This window comes from Nostoc sp. JL23 (genome assembly GCF_017115065.1).
Classification (GTDB): Bacteria; Cyanobacteriota; Cyanobacteriia; order Cyanobacteriales; family Nostocaceae; genus Nostoc; species Nostoc punctiforme_A.
Genome location: NZ_JABXKN010000034.1, coordinates 130,025 through 155,683, shown reverse-complemented (window position 1 = coordinate 155,683; position 25,659 = coordinate 130,025). Strand labels below are relative to the sequence as shown.

The following is a 25,659-nucleotide window of genomic DNA, read 5'->3' as shown; positions in this document are numbered from 1 at the left end:
CATTCGTAAATTTCGGACTTGAGGAGATGTTGTGGCGTACTGGGTGAAAATCCTTTACGAGAGGAAAGAATATGTGGTGAATTTTGAGCGTGTCCATGCTTTTTGTTATGAACTCAATGGCAGGGTGACTTTTTGGCTACCCGATAGTGCCATTCCCATAGTGATTAACCCGCAAAGTAATTTGGAAGATTATCAAAAGATTTTTGATTATTTAGAATGTGTGACAGGATTAGAATTAGATCACGCCCACTGGGTAAGAATAAATTACGAAAAAAATGAATATGTAATTAATCTCAACTGTATCAGTTCCTTTTGTCATGAACCGAACGGTAGGATAACTTTTTGGTTGCCAGATGGCACTATTCCCATCATCATCAACCCTGTGAGTAATCCTGAATCTTATGAAAAAGTTGTGAAATACGTTAAGAAAGCAACAGGATATTCTTTGTCTTGAAATCCCTGTGTAGTAGAACAAGGTAACAAGAAAGTTGAAAACCAGATTTACTACCTTCCTAATCTTAAAAAATGCTTTGTAAGAATTTCTGCTCAATTAGCCTAGCTATTGAATCATCTTTTTTGTAGAGTTATCTAAGAATAAAATTGTAACTTTAGTGCTAAGGTGCTAATTCTAAAATTGCATATAGCTCACTGCCATTCATCAAAAATTTGTTTTATCCGCTCAATTGCCGTGTCTGCTGCTTCTTCTGGAGATATGCTATTGACAACTATTCGATTGAGAGCCTTACCCCAAACATTCTCTTCTAAAACTAAGCTGTAAGCAGGGTTTTGAACAATATAAAATGGGCGAGTATCTTTAGTTAGTGTTTGAGTTGCAGTGGAAAGATGAGGATCTGCTGGATTTGTCCAAAAGGGGTCTTTCCAAACAGGCTTCATTACTGGTAAATACCGTCCTCCGGTAGCTTTGAGATAGTTTCCTATTATCTCAGGTTTAATTAAATACGCGAGAAAGTCTTTGGCTACCTTCTGATTTTTAGACTCGGCAAACAAAACTATTTCATTAATCGAGACTAAGAAGCGCATCGGTTTACCATTAGGTTTGTTCGGAAATTCTAGGATACCAAGCTTGTGACGATAGGTGTCAGAATCTTGGCGGACAGCAGCAGAAATCGAAAGCGAGCTGTTAGGTGTCATAACCACGCCACGATTGAGCAAGCTGCGATTATTGTCTGGATTTAACCAGTTTACTGCGTCCGGTGGTACGTAGCCCTGCTGGAAAAATTTCGCATACCACTCTAAGCTTTTAACAATACCTTGATACACCTTGGGATCGTTGAGCAGAAGTTGACCCTTGGAGTCTAAAATTTGGACATTGTATGCCTCTAAAATCTGCTCAAACAAGTAGTAGGTATCTGTAGAACCAGTGGAGAAAGGAAAGCCTAACCCGTAAATATTCTGTTTTTGGTGTGCGCGCAAATCATCCTGCACTTGTTTCCAAAACTCCCAGAAAGCATCCCAATTTTTAGGGATATCGCTTTCAGTTCGACCTACTTTCTCTAGTAAGTCTCGCCAGTAAAAGATGTGAATTGTTAATTGATTAATTGGGACTGCATAGTAACTCGGCTTCTTATCAACGTTGTTATATAAACGAACTGCTTCCAGAACACCTTCAGAATAAATACTTTTAACTGGCTCAATTACATCAGAGACATCTGCCAGTTTACCTTCCCAGGCAAGACGTGGATACAGCTCCCTCTCAGCACTGCTATTTATGACGAGATCGGGTGAATTACCTGCCTGAAGTGCCCTTTGAGTCTTTTGTGGCAATTCATCGTTAGTATAGAAAGTAAGTTTAATTTTGTTGCCGCTTTGTTGTTCCCAGTTACTAATGATCTTCTGGAGCGCTTCATCCTCTTCCAAAGTATAACCTTTATCTGACCAAATCTTCAGGACTTTACTGTTAATAGGAGACTCGGTGACTGAAGATTGGCTAGATTTTAAAATGTTAATGCAGGCAAGAATTATCAAGCTGAGTATTAATGCCACGAGTACGTAGCGATGGCTAGCTCTTATTAGCATTACAGTAAAAGTTTGCTTGACTCTTTGCTGATACTTCAAGCCTTTAGTCATTAAACTGGCTTTGGTTCTGAGTAACATGTTCATTTTATGATTTTTGCCAGAAAAACATCTTTACTGCATCTTCTGACATTACATAGCGCTTATTCAAGCTTAAATAGTTGCTTTTTACTCACTTTTCACCATCAGTCAGAATTGCTAAGTAAGTGGGCAAGAATAAATTAAACTATGTTACGTAATGTAAAATTAATTAAATTATCTCTTAGTTAGAGCTTCATTTTTCTTCTAATTTGTAAAGACAGATGTCTCTAGCTGGGGTTGTTTGAACCATAATTTAAAATCTTGAATAGTTTTGCCATGCCAACTTTGCTGCACCTACTATTCCTGCAAAATTGCCTAACTCCGCTGGCAATATTTGTAAACCCTCTCGTGATAAAGGCTGCACTCGCTTCTCAATTTCTGCCTTCACACCTGGTAAGAAAAACTCAAAGCTACCACTGATACCGCCACCAATCACGATCGCTTGCGGTGTGAGTACATAAATCAAACTCGTCAAACCAATTCCCAAATTAGCACCATATTCTTGCCAAAAAGTCAATGCTGCGGCATCTCCTTGTTGGGCAAGAAAACCCAATTCGATAGGTTCTTTGAGAGTGCGGCGGCGAATTGCAGTAGCACAGGCATATTGTTCCAAAGAGCCTCGATTGCCACTATTACAAATTGGGCCATCAGGATTTAAGGAAATTAAACCCAATTCTCCGGCGGCTCCTTGATGTCCAATAAATAGTTTGCCATCAAGGATAATTGCACCACCAACTCCAGTGCCTAAAGTTAGCAGAATCAGATTTTGAAAGTGGCGACCGGCTCCCAGCCAAGCTTCTCCCAAAAGAGCGCAATTAGCATCATTAGCGATCGCAGTCGGTTTGCCAGTTTTAGCTTCTAACCAGTCTGCTAAAGGCACATCGATCCATCCAGGTAAGTTAATGGCGATTTTGGCAATGCGTCCGGCGGCATCAGATGGGCCAGGAGTACCAACACCAATCGCAACAGCTTGATTATCTGGATCGATTTGAGCGATCGCATCTACCAGCACCGCCAACACCGCTTCCGGCGTTGTTGGTTGAGGAGATACCACAGTCAAAGATTGCAGACAAGTACCATCATCTGCAAAACGCCCCAGCTTAATAGCTGTTCCCCCGACATCAATGCCAATTACTTGAGAACTCACCACTTTAAAATCCTCAGACCAAACCATAGCCACCTAGCAAACCTTTGCGTACCCTTTGCGCTTACCTCTGCGCTCCTCTGCGTTTCAATTTCACCCCTCAATTCGCCATTATTTTCTGTAAATCTATACTTAGCATCTTGGCGCGAAAAAATACTCAAATTTTTATTCTATTGAGTGCAAGTTGTTTTCATCACCGATTTTAAGATGCGCGGCTTTCAACTCCGCTCTCTGTAAATTAGCAACAGTTGTGGTACGAAAACTCGATTGTTCCTGCCAAGCCGTAATTGGCGCACCTCTTAAGATACCAGCAAGAGCAACGGAAAGGATAAACCCGCCAGTAGCGGCAGCAATTAACGTTAGATTATCTTTCATACAAATCTCTGTATTGTTTATTTGTCATTTGTCTAAAATTAATGACCAATGACCAATGATTACTGTCGGATTCTATTTTCTCTCCGTAATCGGGGATTGACAAATTCATTTAACCCCTCACCAAGTAGTGATAACCCTACCACCATGAATGTCATCGTTAAACCAGGGAAAAGTGTAGTCCACCAAATACCAGTAGGTAGAGCTTCTAGGGCTTGTTTTAAATCATGTCCCCATTCTGCCACTTCTTCGGGAAGTCCTAGCCCCAAAAAGCCTAAACCGCCCAACACCAAAATCGCATCAGCGGCATTGAGTGTAAATAGGACGGGTACGCTTTGAATGACGTTGAAAAACAGATAACGAGAAAGCACAACCCAAGTGGAAGCACCCATTGCTTGAGCAGCTTCGATAAACACTTCAGTTTTCACGCTCACGGTGTGGTTGCGAACAACGCGGTAATATTGGGGGATGTAGGCAATGCTAATAGCGATCGCTGCATTTAATATCCCACGCCCCACCACAAACGCCAGTGTCACAGACAGCAGTAGCCCTGGTAGAGTGTAGATGCTATCCATAATAAATAGCAGCACTTTATCCAATTTTCCGCCTAGATAACCACTCAACATCCCCAAAGGCACACCGATAATCATACTCAGCGCTGTTGCCAAAATTACCACCTGCAAAGCAGCTTGAGCGCCGAACAACGTCCGGGAGAACACATCATAGCCGAGACGACTAGTACCAAACCAATGTTTAGCTGAGGGTGGCTCGTGAATTGGATTAGAGAGAAAATCTTTGGGGTTTTGCAGCCATCCCCAAGCCTGCAATACGGGAGCGAAAAATGCCAGGAAGATGAAAAATAGGGTAATAGCTAACCCGATGAGCATGAGTTTTTGGGAAAGATTGGGACTTTTGCCAAACTGTAAAAATGTCGGTAGTCGCCGTTTTGTAATGGCCATAAAGCGATCGCCTGGATCAAAGCTTGATACGCTGACCATTTTACATATCAAATTGGGCATTGGGAATTGGGAATTGGTTATTACCTATGCCCCATGCCCAATGCCCCATGCCCCAGTCCCTAAAGATTACTTTCAATCAACTGGCGGTATTCGCTCTTTTGCTTAACGCCTTTGACTTCCTTCACTAGTTCCTTATTTTTGAACAATTGAACCGTTGGCGTTCCTGTCACACCAGCATTTTCAGCAATATCTCGGTCTTTGTCGATGTCAATTTCCACAAAGTGAATTTTGCTGTCAAATTCATCCACCACTTTATTTAAAATTGGCTTCAGAGTATGGCAAGGGCCACAACCAGGAGAGACGTATTTAACAAGGAGTAAGCGATCGCTTTCATGGAACAATTTCCGTAAAGCATAGCCTCCCTCATGGCGCGTCCCATCCAAATTAAATCCAGCTTCTTCCTCGGCTTCGGTCTTTTTGGCTGGCTGATGTTCTAATTCATTATCTGCTGTTTCTGGCTGTTGATGGAATTCTTGAATCAAGCCACTGGATGACAACCAACGTTCTGCCAACATCGCCGCCATACACCCAGTACCCGCAGCCGTAATTGCTTGCCGAAACTCATGATCTTGTACGTCGCCAGCAGCAAAAACGCCCTCGACACTGGTTTCTACAGAACCGTGCTTGGTGACAACGTAACCTATCTCATCCAGTTCTAATTGTCCTTTAAATAAAGAAGTGTTGGGACTGTGACCAACGGCGTAGAATAAACCCTTAGCGTGCAGTTGGCTCTCTTCACCAGTTTTAGTATTGCGGACTTTCACCCCTTCCATGTGACCATTACCGAAGATATCTACGGCTTCTGTATTCCAATGGACTTGGATTTTCGGGTTGCTCAAAACCCTGTCTTGCATGGCTTTAGAAGCCCGCATTTTATCGGTGCGTACCAACATATTTACCTTAGAGCCGTATTTGGTGAGGTAAATAGACTCTTCCGCCGCCGAGTCACCAGCACCAATTACAGCTAATTCTGCACCGTGGAAAATTGGTGTTGCACCATCGCAAATTGCACAAGCGGAAATACCCCGACTCCAGAATTCATGTTCGCTGGGTAAACCTAAACGCTTTGCGGTTGCACCCGTAGCAATGACAATACTGTTGGTTTTTATTTCCCTTTCTTGCGATCGCACTGTAAAGGGACGCTGACTCAAGTCAACTGATATAACATCTTCAGTATATAGTTCAGCCCCCCAGCGCTCCGCCTGCGCCTTCATCTGATCCATCAATTCCGGCCCGGTAATTCCTTTGGGAAATCCAGGAAAATTCTCAACTTCTGTCGTTGTCATTAATTGCCCACCAGGTAAACCCCCGGCTTGGAAACCTTCAAATACAACAGGTTTCAGGTTAGCGCGTCCAGCATAGATGGCGGCTGTGTATCCTGCTGGGCCAGAACCGATAATTACCAAGTTTTCTACAGTTGGGTTAGTCATGACAATATATAAACTCATAACGACTACGCTTAATATAGCATAACAATTTACGATTGGCTACGTCAGATGGTAAGCGATGTCTGCGACGGGCTACGCCTACGCAAAATGCCTACGGTGCTATGCGCTCAACACTTGCCAAAGATACTCTTAACCGCTAAAAGTTTTCTCGCAGATATTTCCTGATAACTTCAATATCTATTTCTAGCAATTCTGCCATTTCTTGAACACTCATACCTCGATCCCTAAGTTTTGGGGCTAATTTCAATCTACTCTTTTCCCAGATGCTCTTGTACAATCGAATACTTGTAAATTCATCTAAATCAAACATGGTTTCAATTGCTCCTAATATATGTATATGCCAGTTGCATAAGTTACATTATTCTGAATCACTAAGACTGTTCTTGTAGATATTTCTTGATAATTTCAACGTCTAGCTCTAGAAATTCAGCTATTTCTTGAATGCTCATACCTTTCTCAACACATTTTGGGGCTAATTTCAGCTTGGTTTCTGGTTCTGTCTTTGCCACGATACTCTCGTACAATCGAGTATTTTTGAATGCATCTAAATCAAGCATAGCTTCAATTTCCTCTAAAGTAAGATTGGGAAACTTATAAAATACAATGGCTTGGATAAATGCTATCACTTTCTTTTGAAGATTTTCATCGGGGAAGTCTTCTCGTGCCTGAGTGATTAGCTGTTGGGCTAAGAAAGTAGCTTTTGTAGGCGCTTCTACAAATAGTTTGGCAATTCCTATCGCCAAGGAATCTTCAGTAATAGTAGAAAGTTCATTCAGATAAATGCAGCGTAGATGTTTTTCTACTAAAGCCTGATAGCGGGGGTGAGGTGGGGTTTCATGAATGCGTTTGTCGTAAATAACAATTGCGTACCAGTCTGAGTTTGCTGGTTTATATTGACGGAAGTAAACAAAAATTTCCCCAAAAAATCGTTCGTAAAATTCTTCATCTTTGTATGTTTGCAATTCTACAAAGTATAAAGGTTCATTTTCAAATCCCTTGACCGGTTTATCAAATAAACCAAACTCCAGTGGTATTGGAGAATGGCAACACGCTCATATTGCCAGACTTGCTACCAGGTTGGGAACTGGCAATATCAGAACTGTGGCCACCTGAGTTTGAATAAGGCGCTTCCACAATCGAAGTTGAAAATCTTGCCCTTGGTCAACATCATTGGCTCAGTAATGTTTGTGCCATTTGGGATGCAAGGATTTTAGATTGTGTAATTGTACTTCCCCAAACTTTTTTTCTGAAGGTGATAGGAAAGCGATCGCATCTGGGTAAGTTACATCTAGAACACCCAAGCACTTCCTACCCCCAGGAAAACACTTATGAAAACTGAATTAAAAGCCAAGTTTCTCCAACACATCCTCGCCAAGAAGAAGGAAGACGAGGGTTTTACACTTATTGAATTACTAGTAGTAATTATCATCATCGGTATTTTATCTGCGATCGCTCTACCTTCTTTCTTGAACCAAGCTAACAAAGCCAAGCAGTCAGAAGCTAAAACCTACGTAGGTTCCATGAACCGCGCACAACAAGCTTATTACTTAGAAAATAATACATTTTCAACTTCAATTGGTAGTTTAGGCCTTGGTATTGCAACACAAACCATAAATTACACATATACGGCTATTAATGGTGACGCTAGTTCAGTAAACAACCGAGCAACAGTAATAAATGCCGCTGCGCCTCTCAAAGCCTATGTTGGTGCTGTAGAGGTGACAACCCAACAAGCTACCAGTGAAGCTACGACCGTAGCTGTTTTGTGTGAATCTAACAACGCTATGGTTAACGCTGGTGTAAACGCAAGTGCCGTTACAATTACCACCACCGCTGGAGCACCTACTTGTCCCAGCAGCTACGTCTCTTTGGCTAAGTAACCAAGCACAGACAGTATATAAATTGTCTTTCAACTAGATATTTTCCAAAGTGGGTAGATGCTTCTATCCACTTTATTTTCATTGTATAAGTTGTTCAAAAGTATATTCCTCATCAAATCTTCTCAGAGAATTACAATGATTACTGATGTATGTAATTGGCAAAATCAAGCTGAACAATACTTCATTCAAGAAAAATATTCGCAAGCAGCAGAGTTATACGAACAAGCAATAGCAATAGAACCAAATACTATCTCTTATTATTGGCATTTAGGATTACTATTGCTATTACAAGGGCAAGAAGTAGAGGCTCAAATGACTTGGATGCTGCCAATAACAGAGGCAGATGAAGAACAATTACCAATATGGATAAATGAACTATTTCAATTTTTACAAATAGAAGCTGAAAGACGCGAGATACTGGCGGAATATTCTATAGCTTGGCTAATTCGCCAGCACATACGAGAAATTAATCCTGGCGATATAAATAATTTGCTTCAAATCCTTATACTTTCTCTCAAGTTGGAAAAATTTGAAGAAGTTGATAATTTGAATGATTGGGGATTAATTGAAAGTTTAAACGCAAAAGAAAATATAGAAATCAATATCAAATTATTAATCCAATGTCTAAAAGAATTTTTAAATACTCTTCCATTACATCCAATTAATCTAAATTTAATAGAAGCTAGTCTTCCTTATTTCTCTAATACTCATCAATGTTTCTCTCTACTGCTTCCTGCTGCTATCCAAATTGGTCATACTTTACGGCAGCCTGTACTAGCAGCATCTCTGCTAGAATTGCATTTACGATTGGAGCCAAATAATGTAGAGATTTTGCGGCACTTAGCCACTTTTTATCAAGATGCTCGTAATTATTCTCAAGGAATTGAGACAGCTAGATTATGTTATTCTTTATCAGAAAGCTTGGCTGATAAAATTTTTGCACTCCATTTACTGTTAAGGGGTCTAATGACAGCCGGGGGATATTGGCAAGAGATATGTAAAACTTGTCAAGAATTAGAAACTGTGTTTCAACAGTTTATTAAAGCTGAACGAATTCCTTTAGAAGAAGGAAGAATTTTACGATTGCTTACGCCATCTTTTGCGATACCTCACATTAAAGATGCTCCTGCTAATTTTCGAGCTATTCATAATCAGGTAGCTGAGATTTTCAACTTTTATATTAAAGCTTTTGGTCAATCAGAAGGAAAAAACTATTGTCACAAAAATAGCAGCAATAGATATTTATCTTACCCTACTAAGAAATTAAAAATTGGTTATGTATCTTACGCTTTAAGGAATCATTCTGTTGGTTGGTTAGCTCGCTGGTTATTTCAACATCATGACCGAGATAAATTTGATATTCATACTTATTTTGTGAACTATCAATTAGTAAATGACTATCTCCAAGAGTGGTATTTAAATCAGGCAGAAAAACCTCGTCAATTAGGTATGAATGGTCTAGAAATTGCTGACCAGATATATCAAGATGAAATTGATATTTTAGTTGACCTTGATAGCATCACTCTAGATATTACCAGTGAAGTTATGGCACTCAAGCCAGCACCAATTCAAGTTACTTGGCTGGGATGGGATGCATCAGGCATACCTGCAATTGATTACTTTATCGCAGATCCTTATGTACTACCAAATGATGCACAAGATTACTATACAGAGAAAATCTGGCGATTACCTCAAACTTACATAGCAGTAGATGGTTTTGAAGTTGGTGTACCAACTCTCCGCCGCGATGATTTGGATATTCCTATGGATGCCGTTGTATATCTCAGCGCCCAAAGAGGATATAAGCGCCATCCAGAAACGACAAAGTGGCAAATGCAAATTATTAAACAAGTACCTAACAGCTACTTTTTGATTAAAGGGCCTGCTGAGGAGGAAACAATTAAACGCTTCTTTTACCAAATTGCTGAAGAAGAAGGTGTAGATTGTTCTCGGTTACGATTTCTACCACAAGTTTTTTCAGAGTCAGTTCATCGTGCTAATTTAGGCATTGCTGATATTGTATTAGATACATTTCCCTACAACGGAGCGACAACAACCTTAGAAACATTGTGGATGGGTATTCCCTTGGTGACGCGAGTCGGTGAACAATTTGCAGCGCGTAACAGCTACACCATGATGATAAATGCGGGTATCACAGAAGGAATCGCCTGGACTGATGAAGAGTATATAGAATGGGGTGTGCGCTTGGGGAAAGATGAGGCTTTACGCCAGCAAGTTGCTCTGAAGCTGAAAGCATCGCGGCAAACAGCCCCATTGTGGAATGGCAAACAGTTTACCCGTGAGATGGAAAAGGCTTACGAGCAGATGTGGCAAAGGTATATTGATAAAAAATAAGCTCGTAGTGAGGGTTTTAACCCTCGAATTAAATATCAATAAGGGCTAGAACTTTGTCAAGCTAGTTTTGAGGGTTCATAGTAAGCACTTCAGTGCTTAGAAAATAAGGACTAAAGTCCTTACTACGAACATTAAAAATTATCCCAATCTTTGCCGTAATCTTGAACTGGATACTGAGTCCAACAATCACGCAGCCATTGCCGTCCACAAGCTTGTAAATACCAGTGAACACTACTTTCAACCCAGTCGTAAGGAGATTTGACTAAACCGTGTTTAACTGGGTTGTAATGAATATAGTTAACAGTTGTATAATAATGTCTTTCCGAACGAATGGCGCGATCGCTCCAACGATACCAAATTTTTCTCTTAGTTACATTGTCTTCTATATTCCATTGGCGAGAAACCGCACCATGTATTCTGCGAAACAAGTCACCTAATACATCAAAATTTTCCACATAAACCAGTAAATGATAGTGATTAGGCAAAACAACCCAAGCACATATTCTTAAGTTTGTAGTGAGCGCTTCAGCGCCCCTCTCTTCATTTCCACTTCCACCAAACCTATCAAAAATCATATTTAGCAGTTGCTGACGACGAGATTCAGTGTGTATATAATACTGATGCTCATAACAAGCTGCTGTTAATAAATAAAATTGCTTATCTTGTACAGGATGTGGTGGAGAGTGGGGTGGATAACCCTGGCTTAAGCGATATTTAACTAGTTCAGCTTTTTGTTCTGTTGTGAGTTTGCGATATTCATACATGGATTTTTAAGCACTAAAGTGCTTACTACAAACAATTCAAAAGTTCGTAGTGGTGACTTTAGTCCTCCTCCTCTAAAATGATAAATTTAAGCACTGAAGTGCTTACTACAAACTTATTTTTAAAAGGCTTTTTAATATGCGCTCAAGCTATCTACATCACAGAATGGGAGATTTTCTGCTTTCGCTTGTGCGATCGCAGATTGATTATCTGTTGCTAAAGCAATTCGAGTATTAATTCTAGGCAAAAGAGTTTTCCATTGCATACTACTCATGTTTCCTAACAGAGAAATTTCTGGCCCCTCAGTTATATCTATATCACCCTCTATGAGCAAATTCATGGTTAAAGACGATAAAAGCATATCAGCTTCATCCTCAGAAATGTTGTGAGTATCTATCAAGAGAGTTAAGCAACTTTTATTTGGGTGGCTAGTAAGAGTAGAAATGACACTTGCTAAATCTTGATATAGTAGGTCTTCTGGCTGTAACCAATCTGGGAAAATAACTAGGTTAATATCTCTTAAATTGAGTTGCTCTTTGAGAGCGATCGCTTGATGTTTATAGAATAGTTCTTGAAAGAGTTCTCCCATTTGAGCAGAGTGAGAGCGGCTATCAAGAAAAATTGGATTTTGGTGCATTTTTTGCTTGATTTGCTCCGATTTTTGCTGACGCAATTCAGAGTTAATTCCGAGAGCAACAGCTAATTCAATGTAAGCTTCTTCACTATTTGTAATTAAATCAAATATTTGGAGTTCTCGTAAAAGTGATGCTCCCTTTCGAGAACGAGAGGGTTCTGTTTCCATAACCATCGTTGGTAAACCTACTTCAAACGGGTCGATGAGTGAAGTCATGCCAGAGTAAGGATAGGAATCTAAGTAAATGTCACAAAGTTTTAAACGTTCTTTAACATCAGCACGGTTTGGTGCTGGGTCAAGAATGATCAATCTATCCTCGCTTAGACCATATTTAGCAAAAGTAGTAATTATACGCTTCCGAAAAGCTATACAAGGGTAGGAAGATGACCAATTTGGATTAAATGGATAAAGCAAAAGTATAGAATTAGGTACGCTAGCAATTATTTTTGCCCATGTTACTTCTTGCTCTGGAATTATTTTGTAGTAATTCGCTCCTGAAACATAAACTATAGCAGTTTTTTCAATTCCCAAACTTTCTCGACTAATAGCATTTGTGGCAAGTATTTGCTCTTCGGTTGCAAAATCAAAACACTGGGGAGGACTATTTAATGTAATTAGCTGTTCCGTATAATGTTCTTGAGCATTATCTTCAGTCTCAGAAAGTTTACTTGAAATATAATAATCTATATGAGGCATACCAGTTGTTACAGGAGAATTAGCATCAACAATCTGGATTCTAGCTAGCCTATATAAAGAGAGCAAGGTAATTTGATGAGTAACTGCGGTAATATTGGTAGAAATGAACAGAATGTCTAAGTCAGATTCTCGAATAGTTTCTACTTGATTTGTTAGGTTAGTTGGAAGTTTAATAAGAGCATCTGCATGACCCATGCAATATCGTTCTAAACGATGATTACTCACATTTAATGTAAAGAGAATTACTTCAAATAAATCTCTATTTAAATGTTTATATAGTGACAAAGTAGCAAAAGTTTCTGTCTGCGGACCAAAATGGCTAGCAAGAATACCCACCCTAATTTTAACTCGTTCATCCAAGCGTTCTGGGAACTCGTATTCAATATTTTGATTTAATTCTTGTAAGTATGATTTCATGATATCTGCACGTTTTGTGTAGATATCTTTCAAATTTAATTCATTAAAATACAATGGAATTAAATTTACTGTATATGTAAAATATTCAGCAATATCTTGCCAAAATTTAGACTCAGAATTACTGATAATGTTTTTGTGGAGATAATTAATTAAATTCTCCATATATTGATAGTAATCATCTGCCTCTCCTATCTCCTGAAAATAAAGGGGAGGTTTGAAAGTAAATTTGAGATAGTCATTAAGTAACCAAATAGGAATTTTAGTTAGATCATACACTAAGGGTAACTGGTGAGAACGGCAGTACAGCATTGCTACCAGAAGATACTGAATAGCATTTTGTTCATTAAATCTCTTCGCAACTCTTGCTAATAAGTCATTTACAAAGCTCTGTTCAGAGTCTGTTATCGATTCATTCTGAATATCACTATTTAACAATGCTTGATAAGCCTCACCAAATTTGCTCAAGTATAGTCTTTCAAGTGAATTTTTATCTTTATGTATCAGTGATTCAGCAATCTGCATTCTCAATAAACGTAGTTCCTTTAATACAGATATGTTTGAATCTTCTTGTTGATATATTGTTGCTAAACTAATTAAATTATTCCTTAACTCATAATTATGTATGAACTCTTTAACATTACATTGCTCTATTAATCCATTTAATTTATTTCCTTGTTCAAGAATTTGTTGGTATGTTTCTACCGCCTGTTTGTTTTCATATTCCAAAATAATTCTTGCACTAATGCGAGGTAGCAAAGCTGCCCATTGAATATTAGCTAAATTTCCTAACAAGGAGATTTCTAACCCTTCAGTAATATCTATATCTTCTTGCATTAGCAAATTCATAGTCACACCAGAAAGTAAAATTGCAGCCTCTTCGCTAGCAATATCACTTGTGTCGATAATTAGTGTTGTCTTTTGACTGTCTGAATAAGTTGCTAATGTTTTAATTACTATTTCTAAATCTAAGCTAATTAAATCTTCTGATTGTGACCAATCTGGAAAAACAATTAAATTAATTTCTTTAAGATTTAAATGTAGAATAGTGCCCTTAATTAAGATAGCACTTACAGTATTCGCCATTGTTGACCAGGAGAACTTTTTCGCTTGTGCCAAACCTGCGGTAATTAATGAGTTGCGAACACTAGACTTTTGCACTTCACAGAGTGCATTTGCTAGTGCATTGACATCATCATCATTCACATAGATCGCTGCTTCTCCTGCTACTTCTGGTATTGAAGCATTAGGACAAGTGATTACAGGGCAACCACAAGCCATTGCCTCTACTATAGGCAAACCAAAACCTTCATATTTTGAAGGATAAGCCAGTGCTACTGCACCAGAATAAGCAGTGGCTAACTCATGATCGCTTAGTTGGAGAATATGAACAATACTGCCTAATGTGTAGCTTCTAAACTCAGGTGATAATGTACCTCTATTTCCTGTACAAATAATATCAAAGCCAAAACTGCTAGCAAGCTGAGAAAAAGCCTGAAAGAACAAAATACTATTTTTATAATTGTTTTCAACACCTACTAACATAAAATATGGTTTTGTAATACCATATTTTGTTTTAAAATTGTTAATTTCTTGAATATCTGCTGGTAAAAAAGTGCTTTTAACTCCACAATGAGCTACGGTTATAGACTCTGTGCTTATTTCAGGAAAACAGCTTACCAAGTCACGTGCCGTATGTTCTGAAATAGCTATATATTGAGATGCATTTTGAATAGCCTGATGTTTTTGTCGCCACATAGGACTATTAATATCCCATCCCATGACTTCTGGAATCATGTCATAAGCTATGAAAACGCAAGGTGTTGTAGTCGGTGTTGTATAGTAAGATGAGATAAATACCTCTGCACCCTCTTCATCACACACTTGCTGTAGCATTTCTCGGTCAGCATCAGTGTTGTTGTAATCATAACTTGCTATAGTGCGATACTTAATACCGGGAATTTTGGGAGCAGTTCCAGCGCGGTCAAGCACAACAATATACTTAGCAAAGCCACTATTTACCCATTCTTCTAGCAAAGATGTCCAAACACGAGCAATGCCTGTTTGGTTGATTTGGAAAAATACACCATCAACAAGGATGATTGGTGCTAGTTTTTTAATTTGTGGAATTTGCTGCTGTATTTGATCTGATCGCAAAAACTGCCAAGCATTGCTGCTTAGTTCTCGTTGTGCAATTGGAATTACTCCCAATGAATCTGCAACATTTACCTGAGTTTCATCTAAAACCCAAGGAAAATAGTCACGTAACAGAACTGGAAATTTAGTTATCTCTTGCAACACTTTCCAATGAGAAAAAGCATTTCTATAACCATAGTATTGCTCTTTGAATCGTAATTGTTCTTCTGTTACATAAGCAAAATGTTGGAAAACTAAACCATATTTTTCAGTCTCTTGATGCAAAAAAGGATTTACTGCTGCAACATCCCGCCATTGACCATTTGGCAAAGGCTCTTCTAGTCTTGGTGGTTCATGTGCTACCCACACTGATCCTGGTTTATATCTCCAGGTTCGCAACCACTCTTGTCTGGGATTTTGGGCATAACAATTACGAGTACTGATAATTATTTTTTCTCCTACAAAATACCAGCACCAATAGAAAGCAGCAGTTTTATCAGGATTCTCAATAAATATCTGTCGTGCAGTCAAAATCTGCTCGACTGTCCATAACTCATCTGTATCTATTTCCCATAGTAAACATTCTTCATTTATGTTCAACAATGGCTCATTAACCATTTCCCGTTTGCCATCCCAAAACATACCATCTGGCTTACGATAAACTGTGATATTGTCAGGATATTGCTGTGTCAATTCATCTAAATATTCTGTCGTACTGTCATTGCTGCGACCATTATAATGGATTTCATCGTTTATATACCCACCAAGTTGTAGACTCCATCCAGTATCGTGCTTTAATTCAGCTACACCTTCAACAATGTGCCAATGCCATTTGAAAGGAAGTTGTTTGAAAATCTCAATATGGTAGCGGATAAATGGTTGACCATTCAGAACAATAGTAAAAAAGTGAATTGGTAATTCTGGCGTTGAGGTAGAGGTGATAGCAGCTAAACTTTTCTGACCACATGCTAGCGTTGAGGAATATTCATGGTTGACAAGGCGTAGTTTAGCAATGTTATGCCATACTCGTTCTGGTCCTGGCCATGTGGGTACAACATCATGAAATGCTATCCATCCTCCGTTTTTTACCAATGAAAACGATAGTTCAAAATCTTTTAAAACATCTAAATACTGATGAGATCCATCAATAAAAATAAAATCAATAGCTTTACTATTTGTCAATTTATCCCAACAGCTTAATACATGGTGAGAGTAGCCACGTAGCGGTATTACATATTGTTCAAGACCGTTTAATTGAACATTTTGCTGCCAAACTTCAAAGAATTGTCGCTCAGAAAAGTCAGCATCATTACCATCCCATGTATCAATAGAATAAATTTTACGTTTGGTTCCTATGCAAGCATATGCCATAGCAACTGTAGAGCGGCCTTTAAAAGAACCAATCTCAACGATAACAGCATCTTCAGGAAGAGATTTCACCTTATTAAAAAGGTATTCTTCTTGCCCAGGAACCATGAATCCTTCAATAGATTCAACAGCATCATGGATATTTTGATAGCTGATTGATTGCACTATTTTTCGTTGAAATATCGCATAGCCATTACGTATATTTTGGTTTGAGATAATGAGCAGGTAATCAGGATCGCTCAACAGGCGATTAAAACTTCGATAGTTTTTAAATGTATTGATATCATCTAAGCAAAGATATTTTGCTCCATATACTTCATCTAATTCAGCTTGACCAGTAAATTCTGAACCGTCAATTAAAACTAAATCAAAATAATCAATATTGTTTTGATTTTTAATTATTTGAATTCCATTGTCAGATACTCCAGAATTATTTACATATTCAATATCTTGTCTCAACCAACCAAGCACACGCTCAAGAGGATAGATATTGAGATTAGTATGAAGGCTATTATAAAAATCAATAACTTCCTTTTCTGTAGGAAATTTTTTTACAGCAATAGAAGACATATTGTAGCATTTTACAAAATCTTCATTTTTGTAATTATTTTTTAATTCAGTAAATCTATTTTTGGAGATTTCCATGCAAAACAATGTAGGCTTGTTGGGATTTTCCCTAAGTCCTGTTACAAATGCTTCGGTACTTCCTTGACCTGAAGATGAACCAATTTCTAAAACTGTTTTAATATCTTCTTCTCTAGCAATTTTTTGAATAGCCGCATAAAATTCATCATTTTTAATTTCCGCAGGAATCAAACGGTTCAGTTCAGAATCGTCAATTTTTTTATTCATATTCGTATTCTTATCTTTGATTGTTTACTCTAGCGATCGCTATTTCCCTGTTGCTTCTTAATCTTCTCTAATACAACTTTGTAATCTTGCCGATCGGGATGCAACTTCACTAGCTTCTCCAAAGGTTCCATCGCACCTTTCGTATCCTTTAATTGCAACCGCAGCACAGACAGTTTCTCTAAAGCAAGTTGGTTTTCTGGTTCCCGTTGTAAAACCAACTCGTAGCCCCGCGCCTGTTGCAGCAATCCTGACTCAGGAGAAGCAGACGCAGTTGCTGGCTTAGGTTGAGTAGCCTGTTGGATTGCCGGAATAACTGCAAATACCGTAGAACCAAAAAACGAGAACATCGACACTATCGTGACAATCTTTTGTCGCCGCTGAATCTTCTTTTTGCGGGTAATTAGGTATTCTTCGTCTGAACCAGCCATGCCTCACATACTTGCTGCGGTAAATGCTTAGGTATCAGCAAGCCTCCCGTTCTGAGGATACCCATCTGTTCAACAGAAACTAACATCCTCGCTAAAAATTTTTTACACAAACTTCAAATATTGACTCTGAAGATGGAGGAATTTATGTTAAACCCATGTTAAACCAGCAATTTTGCCATGCGTAGTTTACCGCCGTAGGCATCGCTCCCATAGCTCAAAGCAAAACCCTACCCTGCGCCCTAACAGGTCTTAATTATCTGAGCAAAATATTAAAACTATATAAAGATTTGCAATTATTTTACCTAAAGCCAGATGTTTGCGATATTGTAAATAACATTTAAATCAACAGAAAGAGTAGATATCTCTACTCAATTGCAAATTTCCCTGTCAGTCATCAACTTTCAAACTAGCTCGTATCCTATAGCTTCTTCAACAAGCAAGCATATTTTCCCTAATTTAAACAAACAGAATTTTCCCAGTAGTCCTCAGTCACACTACTTAGTGGAACTTCCTTGAGGACTAATTATTCTGCTCGGCGTCCACAATAGATATCTTACGAAAGGTAGTGTTGCACCCTTGTGAAAAAAAGGTAGAGATAAAGAGGAAAAACAAAAGGGGCAAAGGTTAAAGGAAAAAGGGGAAATATAAATATCCCTTACCCCTTCTGCCTATATTTTTGTCTGGCTTCTGCAAAAAGTTTAAGGATTGCTTGGTAAAATTAGGATTTTCTGGTGGTAATTACCGTACAAAACCGAATTTACCAGTAACTTAGTAGAGTTTGTTATGGTATAGTTAAAAAGTTAAGACTAGCTTTACCAAATTACACCACTCTACGGGCCGGCAACAATTGCAGAATGGGAAGCAGTTTTAATTAAGCATTTACCCACAAAATCAGAATTCAATCGAGGTTATGACTCAGCAAGTGATTCACCCAATGGTGAAATTGCAGCGCAATGTGCAATCACTCATAGAATCGAATATTATCAAGCCAAGCGATAGCATCTGGAAAATCGCTTTGCTCTATGGTAATGAATGGCAGCACTGGAAACAGGAACTGCTTGACTTTGGCTTTAGTATGCAAGACCCAGTTAGTGAATTGCTAGCTGTAGAAACTTGGGATGAAGAGTAGGGAATAGGGAATGGGAATTTTTAATATTCACCACTCCCTAGACACGATTAATCGCGTCTCTACACACTCCCGACTCTCTAGACTTTACAGGCAGCTAAAGCCGCAGCCAATTCCTTTGCATTTTGATAGCGATCGCGTGGCAATGGTTCTGTAACGCGATCAATAACATCTCTTAATTGGGAACTAATGGTGGGAACTTTTGCCACATCAAACCTGAAGTTTCGCCCTCGTTGGCGGTAATACTTAAAAGGGTTTTCGCCTGTGAGCAGAAAAATCAGCGTTGGCCCAATTGCATACAAATCAGATTGAGTCAAAGGTTGTCCTCGTTCTTGTTCAGGAGCGCAGTAACCTTCTGCACCAATTCGAGTACCAGGCGCTGTGCCAATTTCTTTAACTGCGCCAAAATCTAGCACCACGATGCGATTTTCTGAACTTCGCACCATTAAATTGGCGGGTTTGATATCGCGGTGAATCAGTGGAGGCTCTTGGCTATGAAGATAGTCTAAAATATCGCAGGTTTGGATCATCCAAGCGATCGCTTGGTTTGGTGTCACTGGGCCAGTGGTATAGACCCGTTTCTCCAAATCTTGTCCGTGGATTAATTCCATTGCCAAGTATTTTTTTCCGCCTTCTACAAAGAAGTCGTAATACTTGGGAATTCCAGGATGGTTAAGAGATTTGAGAGTATGCGCCTCTCGCTCAAATAACTCTTGAGCTTTGACAATTTTCAGCATATCAGCATTCATTTGCTTCAACACTAGCAGTTGTGGCATACCCGCAATCAGACCAGCCTCATCCCAAGCAAGATAGGTAGTACCCATACCTCCTTGTCCGAGAGTTCGCAACACCTGATAATGGCGAATTCTCTGTTGGACTGAGAGAGGTTGACCGCAGTGGATGCAAAACAGATTGTTTGGAGAGTTGCCTTCGTGCGTGCAAGTTGAAGATATATTTGCCAGATTTCTTGCTGAGTAAAGTGTCTCAGCGGCGTTTTCTTCTGTCCCTTGTATTTGTTGCTGCGATCGCAAACCAGTTTCCAGTACTGTTACCTCCTGAATTTGGAATTGCAGTATTGGGCCTCCCTGTGCCAATTGCAAAAGGGAATTATCTGGCAACGGACTCTGAAGTACAAGGATACCGTTGAGAAAAGTCCCATTTGTACCCTGACTAATCAGATGCCAAGCATGGCCATTGCTAGCGTCACCGACTTTTCTCAGTTCTAGATGATGCCGCGAAACTAAACTATCATTTAAAACAACGTGATTATCTGCCGCTCGACCAATCCGAATTATGGAGGAGTTCTCAAAGCACCACTGCTGGAGGGGCGTTTTCTGTTGCGGTTCTAACAGGGTCAGACTAACCACAATACAACCTACAAGGTAAATGGATTAGGGAATGGGGAATGGGGCATTGGGCATTGGGCATTGGGCACAAGAGGCAGAGATGCAGAGGGGAAAAATTTACTGCAACTTCTCCTCTGCTCCCCTGCTCCCCTGCTTCTTCCCCATGCCCATTTATGATTAACTTTCTAGATTTGGGCGTACTTTTGCCCGAATAAGTATACCAGTAATATTGTCGTGACCGTTGTGTTGATTTGCCAAATCAATTAAATCTGTAACACCCCGTTCTAAGTTAGCACCAGAACTAAGTAAGGGTTCTAAGTGAGTCTGCCAATGGGTTTCTAGTAAATCATTATCTGATAGACCGTCCGATGCCAACAGCAGAAGAGTATCTTCGTTGATGTCGAAAAAGCCTACGTCGGGATTAATCGAGTTTTCATCACGAGGCCCCAAGGCTTGGGTAAGTTGGTAGGCATCTGGACGGGCGTAAGCTATGGCTGCTTCCACTCCTCGGTTAATTTCCCGTTGCCCAACTTCGTGATCTACTGTGACTTGTTCTAGTCCCTGCTTACGCGTCAGGCGATAGAGACGGCTATCTCCCACATGAGCAACTGCTGCTTGAGTATCTTGAATTAAAAGCATTACCAAAGTTGTACCCATACGCCCAACTCCAGAACGAGCATCTTGTTGATTGAGCTTGTAAATCGCCTCATTAGCTAAATACACTGCCTCACGAATGCTATCTTCTGTTGGCAGCTGGTTGGCAATCCAGTGTTCTTGAAAGTATTGCCGTAGGGTATTAACTGCTAACTCGCTAGCTATCTCGCCGCCAGCGTGTCCACCCATACCATCACAAAGAATATACAAACCATGCCCTTCTAGAACTCGACTTCTAGGGAACTCCAGTTTCTGAATTTTGGTTTCGATGCCAAAGTAGTCCTCGTTATGATGACGTTGACGCCCCACATCTGTGCGTCCGGCATCTTCTAAGCTACTTAACTGCATCGCCAGCACAACAGTTGGCATATCATCAGTTTTGCTAATGATATCTTTTAACTCATTTGATTGCGGGATAGTGGACACAGCAGTATTTTTCTCCTGTATTGGCGGCAAAGTTGCGGTTCCTAGTGCTTCCAGTTCAATAGAAATTTCCTCCAAACGCGATCGCAATTGGGCAATCGTCTGAATTTTACCTACCTCTAAATCCCCCAACATCTGAACTACAGAGCCAAATTGAGTCCGTTGCGACTGTCTAAATAGTGCTTGCCAAACCCTTCCCAAAGCTTGGATAGTTAATGGCTCCTCTGGAATAGTAGATGTTTGGCTTTGGCCATCTTCTGGCGACTCCGTGGCGGGTTGAGAATTCGGTGATTCCACATATAACCTTTGTAGTGCCAACGTTTGGTCTTCATCCAATCGCAAATTCGACAAATCTAACAGGCTTTGACGACAATTTACTGGTTCCAATACTGCCCAAAGCTGGGTCATTTCATAACACCAGTGTAGAATTTTTAACGAACTGGTTGTTTCTTCTTGCCACAGGTCGAGTAAATGCTGCCACGCCGAGCGGTTTTCGATTATTAATACCTGTATATCACCTTGCTGCCATGCGTCCTGAATCGACGGTATCCCCCGCTCACCTTGGGATTGTAAAGCAATATAAAGTTTAGCAAGGTGAGGAATCTTACTCGTTTCCACTGACGGTGTTAGCAAATCTGATTCCTGACTTTCTAGGATTGCCTCAATCGGTGATATTTGATACGGCTGGCAGTCTAGAACTCTCACACCTACATCAGCAATAATGGCAGTTTCCGTTTGAGTAGGTAGCGGATCTAACAATTGATAGCGCTCTTGGGAATCTAAATAGGAGCCTAATGTCATTTGAGAACTAGGCGATAGAGGAGATGAGGAGGGTATTGCTTGCTCATCTCCCTCACCTCCCACATCTCCTACATCCCCTTCTCCTCTCAAAGCTTCCCCAGTCGTTTCTTTAGCAATAATTGCCCAAAACACTGTTCCACATTCTGTGTCACAGTTATGACAACGTAGTGCATTCACAGGTACATCATCGGTACTGCATTCAGGACAGACCTTATGAGTCAGGGATGTGCCACAGTTTTGACAGAATTTGTTGCTATTGGGGTTTTCAAATTTACACTGAGGGCAAATCAGCATAGTGGAAGTTCCTTTATTCCCATTCGTTCCAAGGTGCTTCTAGCTACTAAAATCCAAGGTGCCACAATTGGCTGTCCCTGACTACAGTAGATTGTAGTTTCTCAATGAATTTTGGTGGCAGTATTAATTGTGACGCATATTAGATAAATATTTCATATATTGTCAGGCAATTCCTTAGAAATGGGGAATTGGTCATGGGGCATGGGGCATAGGGAATGGAGAAGATGATGGGGATGAGGAAGAAGCAGGGGAGCAGGGGAGCAGGGGAGATGAGGAGACAAGGGGGACAATGAGGACAAGGGGTAATTATTGAACAAGTCTTTCCCTTATCTCCTCCTCTTCCTTGTATCTTTTCAATGCCCCATGCCCAATGCCCAATGCCCAATACCTAATTGTCAAGAGTCTGGCAATTGTGGAGGTTCAACTTTAAACCATTTTTGATAAATTTGCTTGTAAGTGCCATTGGATAACAAAGTTGCTAAACCTTTGTTAATTGCATCCAAATGGGGTGAATCCTTGGGCATAGCAATCCCGTAGTATTCTTGGGTAAGCAAATCCGCAACAACTTTAATGCCTTTGAGTTTGCCATTTTTAATCGCATACAAAGTCGCAAAAGCATCGCTAACCACAGCATCAACGTTGCCATTGAGTAAGTCTTGAAAAAATTCTGGCCCAGAATTAAAAGTACTAATTTTGGCGTTGGGGATGGTTTTGGCAAAATCTGCCCCAGTGGAACCAATTTGGACAGCAATTTTTTTGCCTTTGAGACTATTGAAGTCTTTAATATTTTGATTGTCATCGCGGACAGCGATCGCTAGTCCGGCTTTAAAATAAGGTCGTGAAAAAGCAATTGTTTTCAGGCGTTCGGCGGTAATTGTGATTCCGCTAATTGCTGCATCGACTCTTTTAGCTTGCAAAGTCGAGATCATGCCATCAAAGGGCAGACTTTCAAACTGGACTGCAAAACCTCCTACTTTAGCAATGCCTGCGGCGGGCGACGCCAACGCATTCATCAAATCAATATCAAAACCTTCTAACTTACCGTCAGCTGTTTGGAATTCAAAAGGGACAAAGGTGGGGTCTGTGGCCACCTTGAGAGGTTTAGCGTCTGGGTTAGTAGCGGGATATAAACTCTGACAGCCAATAATCAGTAGTAGGCAGCCTAAGCTAAGAATTAGCTGCTGCCACTTGAAGTTAATTAATTTCACCATAGTAATTTTGTTCTAGTAATCAATATTTACAATACTTGTCATGATGTTATAAGAAAGAATACATACGTATAAGTTTTCGCCAATTGCCTTTGTGTGCGTTCTATATTCTGACTCCCAATTTTTAATTACTTATGGCTCCTACCACTTCTGCTTACCAAATTACTGATTTGTTTGCCGAAAGAGCTAGAAATCTGACACCCCCAACTTACGGCACTGAGTTAACCAAAATCATTACCGTCAGCTTTGCCTATGGTCTGGCTGACCCAATTCTCTTTCCCCATGCTGACTTGTCTGCTGCAAGTGCGGCTGTACTGGCAGAAGAAGCTCCGATCGCTCTCAATTACGGGCCACCTTCAGCCCAACTTTATGAACAAATAATTCTCCGCTTGCAAGCTCAAGGAATCCCTGCCGATCGCGATCGCGTGATTATTGGCTACGGTTCCGGTCAGATTTTGGGCTTGCTACCAGATGTGTTTGTCGAACCTGGTGATGTAGTAATTGTGGAAGGGCCAACCTTCTTGGGAGTAGTTAGTAGATTTGTCCAGGCTGGCGCACGCCTGATTACTATTCCTGTTGATGAGATGGGAATGGATGTAGATGCGTTAGAAGAAACTTTAAGCGAGTTGAAAAAACGGGGTATTCGACCCAGGTTTATTTACACTATCCCTACTTTTCATAATCCCACAGGCACTACTATGTCATTATCTCGCCGCCAAAAACTGGTAGCGTTAGCGGCTGAGTATGGCGTGTTGGTGGTAGAAGACGATGCCTACAGCGATTTGCGCTTTCAAGGCGAAGTTATGCCATCCTTGGCAAGCCTTGACAAGGAGGGGTGGGTGTTATACGTGAATACCTTCTCAAAAATCATTGCACCTGGTATCAGGCTCGGCTGGGCTTGTGGCAATCGAGCAATTATTGAGCGGTTGGCAATGTTCAAAAGTGAAGGACCTGTGGGGCCATTTGTCAGCCATGTGGTTGGCCGCTACTGTGCTACAGGCAAACTAGATTATCACATTCAGGAGCTAATCGCCTGCTACAAGCATAAGTGTAATTTGTTGTTAGAAGCGATCGCTCATGAGTTTCCCAGTGATGTAGTTGCTTTGCGACCAGGTGGGGGCTTTTTCGTTTGGTGTAAATTGCCGCCAGACATCAGCGCCAAAGCCCTCCTAACTGCTGCTAGTGAACACGGCGTCAGTTTTTTACCAGGGACTAGCTGCTATGCCGATGGACAGGGAGATGATGCCATTAGGTTAGCTTTTAGCTTTCAAACAACCGAGAAGATTCTTGAGGGAATCGCTACTTTGGGAGCAGTGTTGCACGGATGGCAACGATAATCGTACCAATTTTAGATTTTGTGGAAAGTCCGATCTAAGGTTTCCTTAGATCGGATTTTCCAAATTACGAGCCGTAGCAATTCGCTAACTACTCTCACCTTTCCACATCCCGTAAAAAGTAGGCTCAGTACCAGTTAGTCCGGGTTACGACGGTTCCAGTGCCGCAGACGAGGGCAGCGCGGGAGAGCCGTCCACTGAGGTTATTGCCAACCTTCGTGTAGGCAAAGTTAATGCCCGGATCGACGGTCTCGCCAACATAGTCCCAACTGGTGGGCTTGGGGTTACTGCTCCGGGTGCGATCAAGGTAGACTTTGCAGTAAGGCGGCGCGTTGTCGATTCGCGCGAATGAACCGCATTGGCCGCTGTAGAAGTACTTCAGCGTTATGTTGCTTCCAGCCCAGGTTGCCCTCTTACTCTGTTGGAGGTTGTAACGGCAGGGCGTGGACTCCGGGTAGCGACCTTCATAAGGGTAGTTTGGATAGCCCGGACTGTTAAAAGGCGCAGCCTGAGCAACGGTCGCAAACGCTAGCGATGTGGAGGTGAATAGGCCGACAACCCTGGTGATTATTCTGATCGCCATGAGTGGTTTCCAAATTCAATTTTATATTTATTTACTAGATTAACTATTTATAGTAAGTAGGCAAAAAAATTTCCAAGTATGTAACAAAAGTCTAAAGTAATTAACCCTGTTTAATTACTCTGATAAAAGAAAAATAAGAGCTTATTTTTCAACGGTGAATAAAGCGATAATTGAAGCGTTTATTTTCTAACAGAATCCGAAAATCAAGGTTTTTGGTCAAAGTTTTATACTCAGAACCAGCCCTTTTAAGGTGACTCAGCATTTTTT

General features: G+C 40.4%; 17 protein-coding genes and 1 pseudogene. 6 read left to right on the top strand and 12 right to left on the bottom strand.

What is annotated here, in order from left to right; all coding sequences use genetic code 11:
- Positions 1-31: 31 nt before the first annotated feature.
- On the top strand, positions 32-454 hold the full coding sequence (locus HWQ42_RS06160; RefSeq protein ID WP_094347562.1) for a hypothetical protein: 423 nt from the start codon (positions 32-34) through the stop codon (positions 452-454).
- 191 nt (positions 455-645) lie between these two features.
- Here HWQ42_RS06160 and HWQ42_RS06155 read toward each other — a convergent pair whose 3' ends face one another.
- The 6 genes from HWQ42_RS06155 to HWQ42_RS06130 form a co-directional block, all read right to left on the bottom strand.
- Positions 646-2,121, bottom strand: coding sequence for an ABC transporter substrate-binding protein (locus HWQ42_RS06155; RefSeq protein WP_292810214.1), 1,476 nt, complete (start codon positions 2,119-2,121; stop codon positions 646-648).
- Between the two features lie 247 nt (positions 2,122-2,368).
- On the bottom strand, positions 2,369-3,289 hold the full coding sequence (locus HWQ42_RS06150) for an ROK family protein (RefSeq protein ID WP_292810249.1): 921 nt from the start codon (positions 3,287-3,289) through the stop codon (positions 2,369-2,371).
- Between the two features lie 135 nt (positions 3,290-3,424).
- On the bottom strand, positions 3,425-3,634 hold the full coding sequence (locus HWQ42_RS06145; protein WP_094347563.1) for a hypothetical protein: 210 nt from the start codon (positions 3,632-3,634) through the stop codon (positions 3,425-3,427).
- Between the two features lie 59 nt (positions 3,635-3,693).
- Positions 3,694-4,590 carry an ABC transporter permease gene (locus tag HWQ42_RS06140; protein WP_292732330.1) on the bottom strand — a complete coding sequence of 299 codons (897 nt, stop codon included), beginning with the start codon at positions 4,588-4,590 and terminating at the stop codon, positions 3,694-3,696.
- Positions 4,591-4,709: 119 nt separating this feature from the next.
- Complete coding sequence (trxB, locus tag HWQ42_RS06135) at positions 4,710-6,080, bottom strand: thioredoxin-disulfide reductase (protein WP_292810247.1); 1,371 nt, start codon at positions 6,078-6,080, stop codon at positions 4,710-4,712.
- 389 nt (positions 6,081-6,469) lie between these two features.
- Positions 6,470-7,060: a DUF2887 domain-containing protein gene (locus HWQ42_RS06130; protein WP_292810212.1), complete on the bottom strand. Its 591-nt coding sequence runs from the start codon at positions 7,058-7,060 to the stop codon at positions 6,470-6,472.
- Between the two features lie 41 nt (positions 7,061-7,101).
- Here HWQ42_RS06130 and HWQ42_RS06125 point away from each other — a divergent pair.
- The 3 genes and pseudogenes from HWQ42_RS06125 to HWQ42_RS06115 all read left to right on the top strand — a co-directional run.
- Positions 7,102-7,221 (top strand): annotated as a pseudogene (locus HWQ42_RS06125) (Uma2 family endonuclease); the annotation flags it as partial.
- Between the two features lie 205 nt (positions 7,222-7,426).
- Positions 7,427-7,978 carry a type IV pilin-like G/H family protein gene (locus HWQ42_RS06120; protein WP_292810210.1) on the top strand — a complete coding sequence of 184 codons (552 nt, stop codon included), beginning with the start codon at positions 7,427-7,429 and terminating at the stop codon, positions 7,976-7,978.
- Between the two features lie 135 nt (positions 7,979-8,113).
- Positions 8,114-10,333 (top strand): tetratricopeptide repeat protein, encoded by a 2,220-nt coding sequence (locus tag HWQ42_RS06115; RefSeq protein ID WP_292810208.1) that lies wholly within the window; start codon positions 8,114-8,116, stop codon positions 10,331-10,333.
- 131 nt (positions 10,334-10,464) lie between these two features.
- Here the strand turns inward: HWQ42_RS06115 and HWQ42_RS06110 are convergent, their stop codons facing one another.
- The 3 genes from HWQ42_RS06110 to HWQ42_RS06095 form a co-directional block, all read right to left on the bottom strand.
- Positions 10,465-11,097 carry a transposase gene (locus tag HWQ42_RS06110; RefSeq protein ID WP_292810206.1) on the bottom strand — a complete coding sequence of 211 codons (633 nt, stop codon included), beginning with the start codon at positions 11,095-11,097 and terminating at the stop codon, positions 10,465-10,467.
- 131 nt (positions 11,098-11,228) lie between these two features.
- Positions 11,229-17,195, bottom strand: a complete 5,967-nt coding sequence (locus HWQ42_RS35445) for a class I SAM-dependent methyltransferase (protein ID WP_334812539.1) — start codon at positions 17,193-17,195, stop codon at positions 11,229-11,231.
- 29 nt (positions 17,196-17,224) lie between these two features.
- Positions 17,225-17,623: a tetratricopeptide repeat protein gene (locus HWQ42_RS06095; protein ID WP_292810204.1), complete on the bottom strand. Its 399-nt coding sequence runs from the start codon at positions 17,621-17,623 to the stop codon at positions 17,225-17,227.
- 910 nt (positions 17,624-18,533) lie between these two features.
- Here HWQ42_RS06095 and HWQ42_RS06090 point away from each other — a divergent pair.
- Positions 18,534-18,752 (top strand): DUF4327 family protein, encoded by a 219-nt coding sequence (locus HWQ42_RS06090; RefSeq protein WP_012407469.1) that lies wholly within the window; start codon positions 18,534-18,536, stop codon positions 18,750-18,752.
- Positions 18,753-18,829: 77 nt separating this feature from the next.
- Here the strand turns inward: HWQ42_RS06090 and HWQ42_RS06085 are convergent, their stop codons facing one another.
- From HWQ42_RS06085 to HWQ42_RS06075, 3 genes are all read right to left on the bottom strand, one after another.
- Positions 18,830-20,116: a protein kinase gene (locus HWQ42_RS06085; protein WP_292810202.1), complete on the bottom strand. Its 1,287-nt coding sequence runs from the start codon at positions 20,114-20,116 to the stop codon at positions 18,830-18,832.
- Positions 20,117-20,272: 156 nt separating this feature from the next.
- Complete coding sequence (locus HWQ42_RS06080) at positions 20,273-22,267, bottom strand: serine/threonine phosphatase (RefSeq protein ID WP_292810200.1); 1,995 nt, start codon at positions 22,265-22,267, stop codon at positions 20,273-20,275.
- Positions 22,268-22,662: 395 nt separating this feature from the next.
- Complete coding sequence (locus HWQ42_RS06075) at positions 22,663-23,478, bottom strand: basic amino acid ABC transporter substrate-binding protein (RefSeq protein WP_292810198.1); 816 nt, start codon at positions 23,476-23,478, stop codon at positions 22,663-22,665.
- A gap of 131 nt (positions 23,479-23,609) precedes the next feature.
- Between HWQ42_RS06075 and HWQ42_RS06070 the strand changes: the two genes are divergently transcribed.
- Positions 23,610-24,812 (top strand): PLP-dependent aminotransferase family protein, encoded by a 1,203-nt coding sequence (locus tag HWQ42_RS06070; protein WP_292810196.1) that lies wholly within the window; start codon positions 23,610-23,612, stop codon positions 24,810-24,812.
- Positions 24,813-25,659: the final 847 nt, after the last annotated feature.

Excerpts from the sequence above, each read along its gene's own strand:
- HWQ42_RS06155 (WP_292810214.1), bottom strand. The coding sequence starts at position 2,121 with ATGAACATGTTACTCAGAACCAAAGCCAGTTTAATGACTAAAGGCTTG.
- HWQ42_RS06150 (WP_292810249.1), bottom strand. The coding sequence starts at position 3,289 with ATGGTTTGGTCTGAGGATTTTAAAGTGGTGAGTTCTCAAGTAATTGGC.
- HWQ42_RS06145 (WP_094347563.1), bottom strand. The coding sequence starts at position 3,634 with ATGAAAGATAATCTAACGTTAATTGCTGCCGCTACTGGCGGGTTTATC.
- HWQ42_RS06140 (WP_292732330.1), bottom strand. The coding sequence starts at position 4,590 with ATGGCCATTACAAAACGGCGACTACCGACATTTTTACAGTTTGGCAAA.
- trxB (WP_292810247.1), bottom strand. The coding sequence starts at position 6,080 with ATGACTAACCCAACTGTAGAAAACTTGGTAATTATCGGTTCTGGCCCA.
- HWQ42_RS06120 (WP_292810210.1), top strand. The coding sequence starts at position 7,427 with ATGAAAACTGAATTAAAAGCCAAGTTTCTCCAACACATCCTCGCCAAG.
- HWQ42_RS06115 (WP_292810208.1), top strand. The coding sequence starts at position 8,114 with ATGATTACTGATGTATGTAATTGGCAAAATCAAGCTGAACAATACTTC.
- HWQ42_RS06110 (WP_292810206.1), bottom strand. The coding sequence starts at position 11,097 with ATGTATGAATATCGCAAACTCACAACAGAACAAAAAGCTGAACTAGTT.
- HWQ42_RS35445 (WP_334812539.1), bottom strand. The coding sequence starts at position 17,195 with ATGAATAAAAAAATTGACGATTCTGAACTGAACCGTTTGATTCCTGCG.
- HWQ42_RS06095 (WP_292810204.1), bottom strand. The coding sequence starts at position 17,623 with ATGGCTGGTTCAGACGAAGAATACCTAATTACCCGCAAAAAGAAGATT.
- HWQ42_RS06090 (WP_012407469.1), top strand. The coding sequence starts at position 18,534 with ATGACTCAGCAAGTGATTCACCCAATGGTGAAATTGCAGCGCAATGTG.
- HWQ42_RS06080 (WP_292810200.1), bottom strand. The coding sequence starts at position 22,267 with ATGCTGATTTGCCCTCAGTGTAAATTTGAAAACCCCAATAGCAACAAA.
- HWQ42_RS06075 (WP_292810198.1), bottom strand. The coding sequence starts at position 23,478 with ATGGTGAAATTAATTAACTTCAAGTGGCAGCAGCTAATTCTTAGCTTA.
- HWQ42_RS06070 (WP_292810196.1), top strand. The coding sequence starts at position 23,610 with ATGGCTCCTACCACTTCTGCTTACCAAATTACTGATTTGTTTGCCGAA.